Source organism: Peribacillus sp. FSL K6-1552 (assembly GCF_038005205.1).
GTDB lineage: Bacteria > Bacillota > Bacilli > Bacillales > DSM-1321 > Peribacillus > Peribacillus butanolivorans.
The window spans coordinates 1759655-1774848 of the sequence record NZ_JBBOST010000001.1 but is presented as its reverse complement, the minus strand read 5'-3'; the positions used below and the strand labels follow the sequence as shown (position 1 = coordinate 1774848).

At 40.8% G+C, this 15194-nt stretch carries 12 protein-coding genes; all 12 read right to left on the bottom strand.

Annotation, left to right across the window (positions count from 1 at the left end; translation table 11 throughout):
- Positions 1 to 7 precede the first annotated feature (7 nt).
- Positions 8 to 1588 carry a hypothetical protein gene (locus tag NST21_RS08600; protein ID WP_340888687.1) on the bottom strand — a complete coding sequence of 527 codons (1581 nt, stop codon included), beginning with the start codon at positions 1586 to 1588 and terminating at the stop codon, positions 8 to 10.
- Complete coding sequence (locus tag NST21_RS08595; protein ID WP_340888686.1) at positions 1585 to 2436, bottom strand: ABC transporter permease; 852 nt, start codon at positions 2434 to 2436, stop codon at positions 1585 to 1587. Before NST21_RS08595 ends, NST21_RS08600 begins: the two co-directional genes overlap by 4 nt.
- Positions 2433 to 3368, bottom strand: a complete 936-nt coding sequence (locus NST21_RS08590) for an ABC transporter ATP-binding protein (RefSeq protein ID WP_340888685.1) — start codon at positions 3366 to 3368, stop codon at positions 2433 to 2435. Before NST21_RS08590 ends, NST21_RS08595 begins: the two co-directional genes overlap by 4 nt.
- The gene (locus tag NST21_RS08585) at positions 3365 to 5743 is read right to left on the bottom strand and encodes a hypothetical protein (protein WP_340888683.1); all 2379 of its coding nucleotides are present in this window, start codon (positions 5741 to 5743) and stop codon (positions 3365 to 3367) included. The genes NST21_RS08590 and NST21_RS08585 overlap by 4 nt, the downstream gene beginning before the upstream one ends.
- Positions 5744 to 5905: 162 nt before the next feature.
- A complete protein-coding gene (gene ftsY, locus NST21_RS08580; protein ID WP_056526680.1) occupies positions 5906 to 6910 on the bottom strand; it encodes a signal recognition particle-docking protein FtsY in 1005 nt (334 codons plus the stop codon).
- A gap of 26 nt (positions 6911 to 6936) precedes the next feature.
- On the bottom strand, positions 6937 to 10500 hold the full coding sequence (smc, locus tag NST21_RS08575; protein WP_340888682.1) for a chromosome segregation protein SMC: 3564 nt from the start codon (positions 10498 to 10500) through the stop codon (positions 6937 to 6939).
- Between the two features lie 24 nt (positions 10501 to 10524).
- A complete protein-coding gene (gene rnc, locus NST21_RS08570) occupies positions 10525 to 11265 on the bottom strand; it encodes a ribonuclease III (RefSeq protein WP_053348012.1) in 741 nt (246 codons plus the stop codon).
- Positions 11266 to 11533: 268 nt separating this feature from the next.
- Positions 11534 to 11767 carry an acyl carrier protein gene (locus NST21_RS08565; RefSeq protein ID WP_053345291.1) on the bottom strand — a complete coding sequence of 78 codons (234 nt, stop codon included), beginning with the start codon at positions 11765 to 11767 and terminating at the stop codon, positions 11534 to 11536.
- 57 nt (positions 11768 to 11824) lie between these two features.
- Complete coding sequence (gene fabG / locus NST21_RS08560) at positions 11825 to 12568, bottom strand: 3-oxoacyl-[acyl-carrier-protein] reductase (protein WP_056526674.1); 744 nt, start codon at positions 12566 to 12568, stop codon at positions 11825 to 11827.
- 2 nt (positions 12569 to 12570) lie between these two features.
- Positions 12571 to 13512 (bottom strand): ACP S-malonyltransferase, encoded by a 942-nt coding sequence (fabD, locus tag NST21_RS08555; protein WP_340888681.1) that lies wholly within the window; start codon positions 13510 to 13512, stop codon positions 12571 to 12573.
- Between the two features lie 24 nt (positions 13513 to 13536).
- Positions 13537 to 14526, bottom strand: coding sequence for a phosphate acyltransferase PlsX (gene plsX / locus NST21_RS08550; protein ID WP_056526668.1), 990 nt, complete (start codon positions 14524 to 14526; stop codon positions 13537 to 13539).
- Positions 14527 to 14550: 24 nt separating this feature from the next.
- Positions 14551 to 15108 (bottom strand): transcription factor FapR, encoded by a 558-nt coding sequence (fapR, locus tag NST21_RS08545; RefSeq protein WP_340888680.1) that lies wholly within the window; start codon positions 15106 to 15108, stop codon positions 14551 to 14553.
- Positions 15109 to 15194: the final 86 nt, after the last annotated feature.

Below are 15194 nucleotides of genomic sequence, written 5' to 3'. Positions count from 1 at the left end.
TTTCCCACTACCTTTCCGGATCAAGCTTGTTAAAATAATTTTTGACAAGATTATTTAAATCTGACGGCAGTCTGAGCCTCTCAGTACTTTGGCGATAGGAATTCTCATACTGCTGATAGACCTCTTCATAATTTCGAAGATTCCCCTTTAATACAGGGCCATCTGCCTCCTCTTCCTCGCCACTTCCCTCACCAAGCTGGCCGTTATCGGTTTCTGTATTCTGTTTCCCATCAGTCATTTCGGGAATTGTCAGCATTTCCCTCGGTCCTTGACCCTTTCCGCCTTTAGTGCCTCCTTTCCCGCCACCGCCATTACCGCCTTGTCCTGATTGTTGGCCTTGTCCGACGCCTTGTTGTCCTCCTTGCCCCCCTTGTTGTCCTTGTCCGCCTTGACCCTGTTGATTTGGAGCCGAGTTACCTGACTGTAAATTATGCTGCCCGTTTGGAGAAGCTGAAGTTAAGGGCTGACCTAATGGTTGGTTGGCAGCCTTGTTCCCCTGTGCTCCCTTGTTATTAGTAAAGGCTAGTTGAGAAGAAGGCATTCCATTTTGACTCAGTTGATTCTGAAGTTGCGTTCCCGCTTGGTGGACCGCTTGGTTGACCTCAGCTAGCTGCTTTACAAGCTCGGCTGACTTCATTGCTTCCTCCAACTGTTTGATTAGTGCCTCTAATTCTTCTTCGCTTAATGGATTTTCCTGCTCTGTCAAACTCTCGAGTGCCTGTTTTTGCTCATCAGGAAGCTCATCCCACTTTTCATTCAACTTTTGCAGTTCCTTTTCAACCTTAGACATATCTTTTTGTGCAAGTGCCTTTTCAAGCTCGGAAAATCCTGATTTTTTCGTCAGTTCCTGCCATTCTTCAAGGAGTTTTTGCTTTTCTTTTTGCTTCATCTCTTTTAATTGCAGCTCACTTGATTGTTTAGCGAGGGCCTCAAGCGCCTTTTCGCCATCTTTCTCAAGGGCCATTTTTTTCTTTACCTCTTTCAATGCCTTTTCAACTGCCGGTTCTTTAGAATCGTTCGCTTTTTTTTCAAGCTCTTTTTTCACTTCTTCAACAATCTTCACTTCTTTTTCCAACTTCTGTGCTTCTTTCATTTCCTTGTTTGGATAAAAAATGAACAGAAGCACACATACCGCTAAGCACAATGCTGACGTCAACCATTTAGGATAGAACCACCTTTTCTTCCGGCTTAGTACTTTCTCTTGATGGATTTTCATATGACGGATTGCATCTCGAAGTTGCAGCGTTTCAAGTTCACCAGCGTTTCCTAAAAAAGCAAACCCTGTTACGACTCTGTCATCCGGAACAAATTTATTAAACAACAATGCTGCCATCTTTTTGTCTGGCTTCCGTTTTACGACTCTATATAGAAAAAATACTAACAAACATATTAAACCTATGAAAAAGTAACGTAAAATAAATGGAATTACCATTATGCGAGCTATAAACAACAGCAAAAATGACCAAACAGCCACAGCAAGGAGCAGAAGCTGCCCCTCTTTCAGCAACAACTGTATTAAAAGTTGCTGTAGAATTGGCTTTAGAAGTTTGAGAAACTGACTTTCATCACTTATTTTTTCCTTTTTCATCGTCTAGCCTTCATACCGACCCGAAGTTTCTTTACGCTAAGTAAAACGGCGCCGATTAACAGTAAGGTATAGCAGATCAAATGTGCCGCCCAAAGGGGGAAATCAATGCCCGCTAACTTCTGGATTTCCTCGGAGTATGTAGGTTCGATGAAACCGATCATGACAATTGGTGTATTAAGCATGGCCGCTATATAAGGCAGAGGGTTTGTTGTAGGTGTAACAGAATTCCCCTGCAATCCTAAAGCCATGCTGGAGAAAAGCAAAATCAATAGGGCTGTTCCCCCGACTAAAAACAATGTGACCCCATAAGTGGTTACCATCGCGGCTATTGTTTTACGTACGAGTGTAGAGAAAAGTACGCCTATGCTGCCATACACGATGACAGTAAAAACATTGAACCCTAATACCATTAAAAGTTGTGCGGGTGAAATTCCGCCAAATAAAAACACGATGCTATATAGCGGCAAACTAGCAACCACTAACAATAACAAATAGGAAATGGATGAAATTAACTTCCCAAAAATAATACCCGTGGAGCTTTGCGACGTCGTCAATAGAATATTCAAGGTCTGTCGCTCTCGCTCACTAGAAATGACCCCGGCTGTCAGCCCTGGTGTAATGAAAAGAATCAAAGCTAACTGAACTACCGCTAAAAATATGAACATCGACCGGCTTGAATCAGGATCAATATGCCCCCCTATATTGGATAGCGATTGGATAAAGATCATGCCAATGACGATAGCTCCAATAGCAAGAACATAAAATAAAACACCTAAAAAACTTTTGAAAGAGCGAAACCGCAGTTTAAATTCTTTATTTAAGACAGGATTCATCAGCCAGCTTTTCATGACAGTTCGACCCCTTTCGTAATTTCCATAAATACGTCCTCAAGATCCGTCTCAATTTCAGCAAATGAGACAATGGGCAAATCCTGTAACATACAAGACTTCAACAGTTTTTGTTGGGCAAATGCATCTCCTTTGAATAAAAACTGAATCGTTTCCCCATCAAGATGGACGCTGATTTGACTAATGTCAGGATTGTCTTCAAAAAAAGCAATGGAACGCTCAACATCCTGATGTACTTTTACGATAAGACTCTTTTCGCCTTGAAGTTTATGCTGAATTTCTACAACAGTTCCTTGCGCTTTCAATTTCCCTTGATCGATAATGCCAAGTACATCACACATCTCAGCAAGCTCCGGTAAAATATGGGATGAAATCAAAATCGTTTTCCCCATATTCTTTAACTCTTTTAATATCTCACGCATTTCCACCCGAGCACGTGGATCAAGGCCCGACGCCGGTTCATCAAGAATAAGTACCTCCGGGTCATGGATCAGGCTCCGTGCCAAACATAGTCGCTGCTTCATTCCACGCGAAAGCAAGTCAACATAAGACTCACGTTTATCGGATAAATTAACGAGTTCAAGCAACTGAGGAATCAGTTTACTCCGTTCCGACAGGGGAATTCCATAGCTAGCACCATAAAAGTCCAAATACTCCTCAGCTTTCAATTGATCGTACACCCCAAAGAAATCAGGCATATAACCGATTTGGCTGCGTACTTGTTTTGGCTCCTTCGAAATATTGTAGCCATTAATATAGGCGGTACCTGACGTTGGAGCAAGAAGGGTTGCCAAGATGGAAAAGGTCGTTGACTTTCCGGCACCATTTTGTCCGACGAATCCAAACACGGTTCCTTTGTCAATTTGCAGGTCCAGGTGATCCAATGCGGTGAAATTGCCATACTTCTTCGTTAACTGTAAAATCTCTATCATTTCGTCACTTCTCCCTTCACATTGATTTCCGGCACCCTTAAACTTGAATCGTCTTCGCTTTCTTTAATTATCTTAATTTGAATATCTCCTTCTTTTGAAATATAAGAAGAGATCTCTTCTTGTCCTTCAATCGAAATAGACCGTTCTTCAGCAGGTATAGGTTCATATTTTTCAGTTGAAAAGTTATAGAGTTCATATTGAATTTTTTGTTTACTGAACTTAATCGACAATTGCTTCGCTTTAAACGAATGATCTTTCATGATTAAAGGAACTTGACTGAAATATTCATATTCGCCTATTTCAAACCAATGTTCTCCGATTCCTGCTTCTTCATCATAAGAACCGCGGATGACATCCACCCAGCTTTTGAACATTTCTTTCGACAGGGTTACATCACCAGAAAAAATTGTTTCTGGTTCGAAAGTTTGAAAAATAAGGTTATCTATATTCTTTTTTGGCTTTTTCGATACTTTAATATCGACGATTGAATCACTGGTCACCCCAGCAATGACAGGGTCGGTACCGGCATTTACCCCGCTAAAGAAAAAAGTTTCCGTTACATAAAGCAATTGATCTCTTCGGATTTTATCGAGGTCTATTTTTTGTCCTGCGTTCCAGTTATTCATCGGTCCTGATGTCACAGCATAAGGCTCAATCAAGAAGTCTCCCTTCAACTTTTCTTTAACCGTTAACGTTTCCCCTTTTTTTAACTTACCAAGATTAATTCTTTCTTGGCCTGACATAATTAGCAATTCTTTAAAGTCATATGGTGTTTCATTATGAATCGTTCCGGTCAAGGTTTTATTTTCAACTGTCAAATCAGTCTTGAATTGACCAACATTCCCTTTATAAACTTTTCCAAGTAATGACCGAGTTGACCAATATTCAACGTTTGGAAAGATAAGTTCCGTATCTATCGCTTTTTCCTCAAGGATTGGTGACCGTTTAATGTTTCCTCCTAAGCTTTCCTGCGTCATTGGCAAAGCAGTCATCTCATTTTTTGGGAAAGACAGTGCATAATCCCCACCTTTATTGGAAAGGAGGACATCAGATTGAAGTCCGACAAGTTGACCATCCTTAGAATGATAGATTCCGAGTTGATTCAGTTGCGGCTGAGCAAGACGGTCTTTCGCCCCGACAGTAAAAGTCAAGACTGACGTGATACAGGCAATCAAAGGAATAATCCACCATGCATGCTCTCTTTTGTCGATTTTTTTCAAAACTACATATAAAATAGGTACAATAATTACGATGTAAGCACACAGTAGAAATAATAATTGTCCAATCGATAAGGTAGTATCATCAAAATAGCTATTAGGCTCATTCAATTCCCATTGCGCCTGCTCCAAGAAATTTTCCGTTGAAGAAAATGAGTTTATGTCTGCCTGATTTAAAATCTTTTCAAGCCAGGTACCATACCCTTTCCATGAAGCTAGCGGCTGGTCTCCAAGTGAAAAGCCTGTTTGAACAATTACTCCGTTGCCGTACTGTTTTTTCACAACTGCCGGAAATTCACCGCTTTTTGTGAGAATTTCCGCTCCCTTCTCTACATCACCAATAAAGCCAGGTATATAGCTAAAGGAAGGCCTATCCTTTTCCTTTTTGGCAAAAAGGGCAGTTTCAAGCTTAACCTCTTTATCCATTTTCATCGGTAGAAGATCATAAATAGATCCATATTGCTGTGCTCCATTTGGCGATGCTCCAGCAATTAAAATACCCCCGGATTTGATCCAGCCTTTTAACGCTTCTTGCTGCGCTGCATCCAAAGCAGCAATTCCATATTCGTCAATAATCAAATAACTTAACATTTCAAGGCCCATAGAACGACTTGGTAGTTCTTCCTTTGTCAGTTCAATCATCGTGGAGTCTGTTGATGGCAAAACCCTTAATTCAGTCAACCGGTCGTACTTTTGACTTAATACACCAATTATGTCCTGACTTTCATCATAATATTTCGGTGTTAATATCTTTGGACCTGAATAGTCTACTTCTTTACCATTCTGCCAATCTCCCTCATAGAGATAAATCGACTTATTCAATACGTTTCCATTGTAATTATCATCCGTGTAGCCCGGAAGTGAAATCGAATAGGTTTTCGAACTTCCCTTTGGCAACTCTACTTTTAGGGCCTGTGCCCCACCGTACTCATAAGTGGGTTGAAATTGAAACATAAGCGTACCGCTAAAGGCCTCTCCCTTATTTTCAATTTGCACTTTCATTGGCATTGCCATTGAACGCTTTATGTATCCATCAAAACCTGGTTCAATCGATATTTTAATCTTCGGGTCAGCTGCTTCTGCCTGTGGCGCCAACATATGTAAAAATATGCTGAAAAGTAATAAACAAGCAGCTATTCCCTGTATTTTTCTGAACAACCTGACTCCCCCTTTTCTTTAATTAAATAGACGACCAAATACTGAAAAAGTATACAGCATTTGGGAAAAAAGTAAAGAGAATTTCGAAAAGTAATGGAGATGCGCAAAAAAATTGACAAAAAAATCCGGAAGAGAAAATCCCTTCCGGACTACCAAAAAATATTAAGTTTCTTCTTTATCAATGATATCAGCAAAGAGGCCGTATACATATTTCTCAGCATCGAATTCCTGAAGATCGTCCATTTTTTCACCAAGCCCGACAAATTTAACGGGAATAGATAGCTCATTGCGGATTGCCAAGACAATTCCACCTTTCGCTGTGCCATCAAGCTTCGTTAAGACTATTCCAGAAACATTGGTCGCTTCCTTGAACGTCTTCGCTTGAATAAGTGCATTTTGTCCTGTTGTTGCATCAAGAGCAAGTAACACTTCATGTGGTGCACCAGGTATTTCACGTTCAATTACACGTTTCACCTTTTCCAATTCCTTCATTAAATTCACTTTATTTTGCAAACGACCAGCTGTATCACAAATCAGGATATCCGCCTTACGTGCCTTAGCAGCCTGAATGGCATCGAACATAACCGCGGCAGGATCAGAACCTTCTCCTTGCTTGATTACACTGACACCAACACGTTCTCCCCATACCTCGAGCTGTTCAATTGCTCCGGCACGGAATGTATCACCAGCTGCTAATACAACCGATTTACCTTCTGCCTTAAACTTATGAGCAAGTTTACCAATTGTCGTTGTTTTACCTACCCCATTCACTCCGACAAACAGAATGACAGTTAAACCATCTTCTTGTATGTTCAGGCTTGATGTCTCTTCCTCATCACCTTGATAGATTTCGACAAGTTTTTCGGAAATAACAGATTGCACTTCTCTCGTATCAGAGATATTTCGGAGTTTCACTTCCATTTTTAATTGATCGATTAATTCCATTACCGTATCAAAGCCTACGTCAGCCTGGATGAGGATTTCCTCAAGTTCTTCAAAAAAGTCTTCATCCACTTTCCGGTAACGGGCAACGAGTTCATTAACCCGTCCAGTAAAGGAATTCCTCGTCTTAGTTAAACCTTGCTTAAATTTTTCGCCAATGGATACTTCTACTTCTTTTTCTTCCTGGGTCGTAAATTTTTCTTTTAGCTTCTTGAAAAAACTCATTGTCCCACTTCCTCTAATTCATGAATTTATACTTCTACAAAGTTCTCTGATTCTTCCATGCGGACGGAAACGAGTTTGGAGACACCTGACTCCTGCATCGTAATGCCATAGAGGACATCTGCCTCCTCCATCGTACCTTTACGATGAGTAATCACGATAAACTGTGTTTCCCTACTGAATTTCTTTAAAAATTGGCTGAAACGTACTACGTTCGCCTCATCAAGAGCTGCCTCGACTTCATCAAGGATACAGAAAGGCACTGGTCGAACTTTTAAAATGGAGAATAAAAGTGCAATCGCGGTCAACGCTCGTTCTCCACCGGATAAGAGACTTAAATTCTGCAGTTTTTTCCCCGGTGGCTGAGCAATGATATCTACTCCCGTATTAAGTAAATCATCTTGATTTGTCAGCTTCAACTCAGCTCTACCCCCGCCAAACAACGCTTTAAAGACTTGCTCAAACTCTTCACGAATTGCATAGAAGGTATCCGCAAAGCGGCGTTTCATTTCATCATCCATCTCATCGATAACTTGGAATAATGTATCTTTCGCCTGCTGAAGATCTTCCTTTTGGCTAAGAAGGAACTCATAGCGTTCGGCCACACGCGCGTATTCCTCAATCGCCCCTAAATTAACCGTCCCTAATTCCTCGATGGCAAGTTTGATGAGCTTCACCTTCTTTTGAGCTTCTTCTACAGGCATCACCAATGGATACTGTTCTTTAGCCCCTTCAAAGGATAGCGTATATTCTTCGCGTAAATGGTCTAGTCGATTTTCTAATTCCACATCGAGTCGGGTTAGTTTAACCTCTTCATCCTTAATCACTTCAACAATACCCTTATAAAGGCGGCTTTCCTCTTTTAAGGATATTTCAAACGCTTCAACCTGCGATTGCATTTCGGCTTTTTCTTGTTTTTTCACGGAAATTTCTTCAATTGCTCTATTTTTATCAAGCAATTTCTGCTGTGCCATATCCTCAAGTGTTTCTTCTCCACTCGAACTGTCAGTCATTTCATTAGTCAAGAGTCCCAAATCATCCTTATTTTCAGCAAGTCTGCTTGTTTCTTTTGCAAGATCCGATTCAAGGCGCTCCATCTTTTCTTTTTGGTTTTGTAGCTGTCCACGTTTAGAGGCCAATGTAACTCTTAACTCATTTGTTTCTTCAGAAAGGCTCTCTTTAGAGGTTTGTTGAGATTGTTTTTGTTTCGTCATATCAGCAATCAATCGGTCAAGCTCTTCAATTTCAGTTTTACATGAATCCAAGAGCTCTTCCAATTCTTCCAGTCTAGCTGTTTTTTGCTGTTGTTCTTCTAAATATGAATTTTTATCCAAATCATAAAGATGCAGACGATCATTCACATTTCTTTCCTGCAGCTCCACTTCACGAAGTTCACCTTTTAGGGATTGTTCTTGTAAACGAAGGGTTTCACCTGCTTTTCTGGTTTGTTCAAGCGTTTGCTCTTGAACACCAACATCCACTTTAAACTGTTTGACCTGCTTTTCAAGCTGGTTCGTTTTCGATTCCATGGCGGCAAGTTTTTGGTGCAGTTCTTCCAATTCAGTTTTCCTTGAAAGCAGAGAGGTTGTTTTTTGCTTTAGCGCTCCACCTGTCATTGAACCACCTGGATTGACGACATCCCCTTCAAGCGTTACAAAGCGGAAACGGTGCTGTACCATTTTTGCCAGGTCATTAGCACCCTTTAAATCTGTCGTGATAATGACGGTGCCAAGTAGGTTTGCCGCGATTGCTGCATGTCTTTCATCATATTGGATTAATGATGAACCAGTCCCGACAAAAGCAGCATGGTTTTTCAGCATCGATAATTGGTTCGGTGAAATCTCTCTTCCTTTTATGACTGATAAAGGCAAGAAAGTCGCTCGGCCGTACCGATTTTTCTTCAGGAAGGAGATGGCTTCACGTGCATGCTCTTCGCGCTCTACAACCACATGCTGCATCGCTCCACCCAGTGCCGTTTCAATGGCCGTTTCATATTCCTTTGGAACCTTAATTAATTCTGCAACTGCCCCTTCAATGCCTCGAAGGGTTTCTTTCGCTTTTAAAACTTCTTTAACACCTTGAAAAAAGCCTGCATAATCCTCTTCCATTTCTTCAAGCAGCTCTTTGCGTGATTTTGCTTGTTGTAGGAATTGATAGGCCTTATATAGTGTAGTTTCTTGTTTTTGATACGTATCTTTTGCTGCATTTAGTTTATTCTGCTGATTTCGGAAAAAAGAAACATGGTCTTCAAGCTGCTTGGTCACCTTTTCCATCAGCTGTGTATATTCCTTTTTTTTTGCGGTGATATCTGTTCTTTCCTTTAAAAACTTTTCGTTTTCCTGATCAAGCTTGGCATTTTTATGTTCCTGCTGTGTAAGCTGCTGAAGCAGGTATTGCTTTTCATTTTTTGCCGATGCCTGCTTGTTCAACCACTCGATGTAGTCACTCTTTTTCACTTCGATCATGGCTTCAATATCGCTATTGAATAGGCCTAGGCTTTTTTGCTTTTCATGTAAAATTTCTTGTATGCCCTTTACTTCGGAGTTGAGTGCATTTAGAATTTCCGTTTCTCTTTCCTTTTGTAAAGACAAACGCTCAACCGCTGCTTCGCCTTCTACGATCGCTTTTTCAAGCTGTGACTTATTTTGGGCAGCATTTTTTTTTCGTTCTTTCAATACTTCTTTACGGCCTTCAAGCTTTTCAAGCTCTTCACTTGCATTCAACAGTATTTCCTGAAGTCCATTAATTGATGTCTCAAGTGTGGCTAGATTGCCCCGGACATTTTTGAGATGCTCTTCCCGCTCATGAAGCTGGCCACCCATTTGTTGCTCCATCTCATTATGTTTTTCAAGTTCTTGGGACAAGCTTTCCCATTTTGCATAAAGTTCTTCTATTTCAAAAACGGTTAAAGCTACTTCTATTTGTTCAAGCTCCTCTTTCTTCTCCAAATATTCCTTGGCGAGAGAAGATTGAATTTTTAACGGTTCCACTTGGCCCTCTAATTCATGGAGAATATCATGGACCCGGTTTAAGTTATCCTGTGTTTCCGTTAGCTTCGATTCAGCTTTACGTTTTCTTGTTTTATATTTTAAGACGCCGGCTGCTTCTTCAAAGATAACACGTCTTTCTTCTGCCTTACTGCTTAGGATTTCTTCTACTTTCCCTTGGCTAATGATAGAAAATGCTTCGCGACCAAGACCAGAATCCATAAACAATTCAATGATATCTTTCAGTCGGCAACCTTGATTATTAATGAAAAATTCACTTTCACCCGATCGATACACCCGTCTTGTTACACTGACTTCATGAAAGTCAATCGGCAGGGTATTGGTCTCGTTATCAAGGGTCAAGGAAACCTCTGCAAAATTTAACGCTTTTCTCGTGTCACTTCCTGAAAAGATGATATCTTCCATTTTTGCACCACGCAGCGATTTTGCAGACTGCTCTCCAAGTACCCATCGGACTGCGTCGGTCACATTACTTTTACCGCTTCCGTTTGGTCCAACCACTGCCGTGACACCAGGTACAAAATCAATCGAAATTTTATCTGCGAAAGATTTAAATCCTACAACGTCCAAGCGTTTGAGGAACATGACCTTTCCTCCTCTACTGTTCAACTATCTTGTTGAGCTTTTTTCTTTTAAAACGATCAATGCGTGCTCGGCAGCATGCTGCTCCGCTTCTTTTTTCGATTTTCCTACTCCAGAACCCAAATCTTCTCCATTCAAAGAGACAGTCGAAACAAATTCACGATTATGGGCCGGCCCTTTTTCATGCAAAATTTTATATTGCAGGACACCGATAGCATCTCTCTGTATGAGCTCTTGAAGCTGGCTCTTATAATCCATCACATGAGAAAAAGCACCCTCGTCTATCTTCGGAAATACAACATTTTTCAAAAACTGCACAACTGGCTCTAATCCTTGATCGAGGTACAAAGCCCCTATATAAGCTTCAAATACATCCGCAAGCATGGCAGGACGTTCTCTTCCGCCTGTCATTTCTTCCCCTTTTCCAAGTAATACATATTCCCCGTAAGAAAGACTATTGGCAAAGGCAACAAGTGATGGCTCACAGACAATGGCTGCCCTTAATTTTGTAAGCTCCCCTTCACTCATCATCGGATATTTTTGATACAAGTATTTAGATATAGTCAGTTCAAGTACAGCGTCTCCTAAGAATTCAAGCCTTTCGTTATCTTCATAAGGCTTACGGCGATGCTCATTCACATAAGATGAATGTGTAAAAGCTTGTTTCAATAAATTTTCATCTTGAAAATAGAAACCTAAACTTTCTTGTAACTGTTTAAATTTATTATCTTTGATTGATGGTTTACGATTATTTCCGTTCCTACGTATCACACAAAACCCTCCACAACGGTTCAAAAAAACATATTTTTCCAATATATAAAAAGAAACTTGGCAGGAATTCCTGTCAAGCCTTCCTATGTACCATCATACAGTATAATCCGCTTAATGAAAACTAGCCGGCCGGCTTACAGCTAGGCAGACGGAGGCTCAGTTGGATGTATACTTATTCCCTTAAAATCAGCCGCTGCTTCAGGCTTCTTTAAGTATAAGAGAAAGCTCCGTTAAAAAACGGAGCTTTTAGTCAAAGGACATTTCATTACATAGTGCTTTTTATGTAATTCACAGCATCACCTACTGTGGCGATTTTTTCAGCATCATCGTCCGAAATTTCCATATCAAACTCGTCTTCAAATTCCATAACTAGTTCGACTACATCTAGGGAATCGGCACCAAGATCTTCTTTGAAAGAAGCTTCAAGTTTCACTTCTGATTCTTCAACGTTCAAACGATCTACAACGATTTTAGTTACTCTTTCTAATACATCTGCCAATGTTTTCACCTCCCCTCAAAACATTATAAATTAATTTTGAAAAAAATCAAAGAAAATCTACATAACCATGCCGCCATCAACATGAAGAGTTTGTCCAGTCATATATTTGCTTGCATCTGAAGCCAGGAAAGACGTCACTGCAGCTATGTCTTTAGGGTCACCAAAACGGGCCAGTGGAATTTGATCCAGCATCGCTTTTTGGACATCTTCAGGCAATTCCCCTGTCATATCCGTCGAGATAAAGCCTGGAGCAATCGCATTGACCGTAATCCCTCTTGATGCAAGTTCCTTGGCTGTAGTTTTAGTCAAGCCGATCACACCAGCTTTGGCCGCTACATAATTAGCCTGCCCTGCATTTCCGCTAACGCCGACGATTGATGCCATATTAATGATCCTTCCGCTACGTTGCTTCATCATTTGTCTAGTTACTGCTTTTGTGCAAAGGAACACACCTTTTAAATTTGTATTAATGACTGAATCCCATTCTTCTTCTTTCATCCGCATCAGTAGGTTATCACGTGTGATACCAGCATTATTAACTAGAATATCTACTCGGCCAAACTGTTCGACGACCTCTTTGATCATGCTTGTTACCGATTCACTATTTGCAACATCACATTGAATCGCAAATGCTTTACGGCCCAATGCCTTGATTTCACCTACCACTTCATTGGCTTTCGATTCGCTACCAGCATAATTGATAGCAACATCTGCTCCCTGTCGAGCAAGTTCTAAAGCAACTTCCCTGCCAATACCACGGGACGCTCCAGTTACAAGTGCTTTTTTACCTTCTAAGATCATGCTTATGCCCCCTTCAATGCTTCAACTGTTTTAGTTAGAGTATCTAGATCAGAAACTGAGTAAATGTTAACAGAACGATCAATTTTCTTTATTAATCCGCCTAATACTTTTCCAGGGCCTACTTCGATGAACGTATCAACACCTAATTCAAGTAGTTTTTTAACGCAATCTTCCCAAAGTACTGGTGAGTACAGCTGTTCAATTAATTTTTCTTTAATTTCTGCCGGAGCGGTAATAGGGCTTGCCGTTACATTTGAAATCACTGGTATTTCCGCTTGTTGAAAGCTCACTTCATCAAGTACTTTCTGTAATTTTTCAGCCGCTGGTTTCATCAATTCTGAATGAAACGGCCCGCTTACTTCAAGTGGAAGTGCCCGCTTTGCTCCATTTTCCTTTGCTTTTGCACTAGCCAGCTTTACGCCTTCTGTAGTCCCTGAAATGACGATTTGTCCCGGACAATTTATATTAGCTAATTGAACAGATTCCCCTGTTGCAGTAATTTCAGCAGTTACTTCAGTAAGTGCTTCACGGTCCATTCCTAGAATCGCAGCCATTGAGCCTTGACCATTCGGTACCGCAGCTTCCATGAATTCGCCACGCTTACGGACAGTATAAACGGCATCTTCAAAAGAAATTGCACCTGACGCTACTAATGCAGTATATTCTCCTAAACTATGTCCTGCCGTAAAATCGGGTTTGATGCCTTCTTCTTCTAACGCCCTAACAAAGGCATAACTTGTAGTCAATAATGCGGGTTGCGCATTGTAGGTTACCGTTAATTCTTGTTGTGGTCCATTAAAGATAAGCTCAGAAAGTGGAAAATCAAGTTTTTCATCCGCTGTTCGGAAAATTTGCTGAGCTCGTTCGTTTTCCTGAAATAAGTTCTGACCCATTCCTATTGACTGTGAACCTTGTCCTGGAAAGACAAAAGCAATTTTACCCATCAGTTAATCCCCTACCTCTATAAATTATTGATCTTTTTCTATCGTCTTCGCAATGGTCGGAATGACGTCATGGCTAACCATATCACGTGTCTGGCGGATTGCATTATAGACAGCGTTCGCATCGGAAGATCCATGCGCCTTAATGACAGGTGCCTTCAAACCGAATAAGCCGGCACCACCATACTCCGAGTAATCCATTTTATTTTTAATGCCTTTTAGTTCCGGTTTCACTAGTGCTGCAGCAATCTTACTCTTCAGATTGCTCATCAACGCTGTTTTTACCATTTTAAAGACACTCATAGCCGTACCTTCAAGGGTCTTCAATACCATATTGCCAGTGAAGCCGTCCGTTACGACTACATCTGCAGGTCCGTTAAGGAGATCCCTTGCTTCTACATTACCGATAAAGGAAATTTCTGATGATTGCTGCAGCAATGTGAAAGCATGCTTCGTCAGTTCATTTCCTTTTTTTTCTTCAGTCCCGATATTCAAAAGTCCGACGCGGGGCTTTTCAATACCGCGTACTTTTTTTGCATATACAGAACCCATTATGGCAAATTGAAGCAGATGCTCCGGTTTCGCATCGGAATTCGCACCTACATCAAGAAGAACAAAACCTTTTCCATCGATTGTCGGTAAAGTCGGAGCCAATGCAGGACGTTCAATTCCTTCTATTCTACCGACAACAAACAAGCCTGCAGCCATTAATGCACCTGTATTACCGGAAGAAATGCATGCATCTGCCTCTCCGTCAGCCACCTGTTGAGCTGCCAATACCATCGAAGCACTTTTCTTGCGGCGAACTGCACGAACTGGTTCATCGGTACTTAAAATCTTTTCTTCTGTATGTATAACACTTATCCGGTCATGTTCCGTTAAGTATGGGCTAATTTCAGCTTTATTGCCTACCAAGGTTATTTCTACATCGGAAAAGGCCTCGACAGCTTTCATTGCCCCTAACACCTGTGCCTTGGGAGCATTATCGCCACCCATTGCATCTATCGTTATTTTCATGTTCTTTCATCCTTTTCTTGAAAGTTAAGAGCGATACATATCGAACTCGCCTTTAAAAACCAGTTCATTTCCCACGTAGCTTCTAACTTCCACCACGGAACGATCTGTAGTGTGGTCCACGTTTTTAACTTTCGCTTTAGCTACCACTCTTTCATTTTCTTTAACAGAACGAGTAAATAAAATGGATGCTTTCGCTGTTAATGCCAGTTCATCATTGATAACCGCGACAGCTAAAGAATTTGCTTGGGCAAAAAGGTGATGTCCCCTTGCAATTCCATTCCGCTTAAAGACATGCTCTTTTTTTATATCTAAAATAGAAATTGCATTTTCATCTAAATTAAGATCAATTACTTCCCCGATGATTTCATCCAAAGGCAAAGCTCTAATTTCGTCACTGAATTTTTTCTCGGCCACGTTTTTAATACGTTCTCGAAGCTCCGGTATCGATAATTCAAGACGGTCGAGCCTAATTGTTTGGACGCTCACCGAATACTTTTCAGCCAGCTCCTCATCCGTTACAAAAGGATTCTGTTTAATCGTTTCGATTAATAATTGCTGGCGTTCCTTCTTGTTTCTTCGCATTTGAAGGTCACCATCCGTAGTATTATGACTAGGTACTAATAGTAGTATATATATTTTAAAAACAGATTGCAAGATATTGTAGAAAT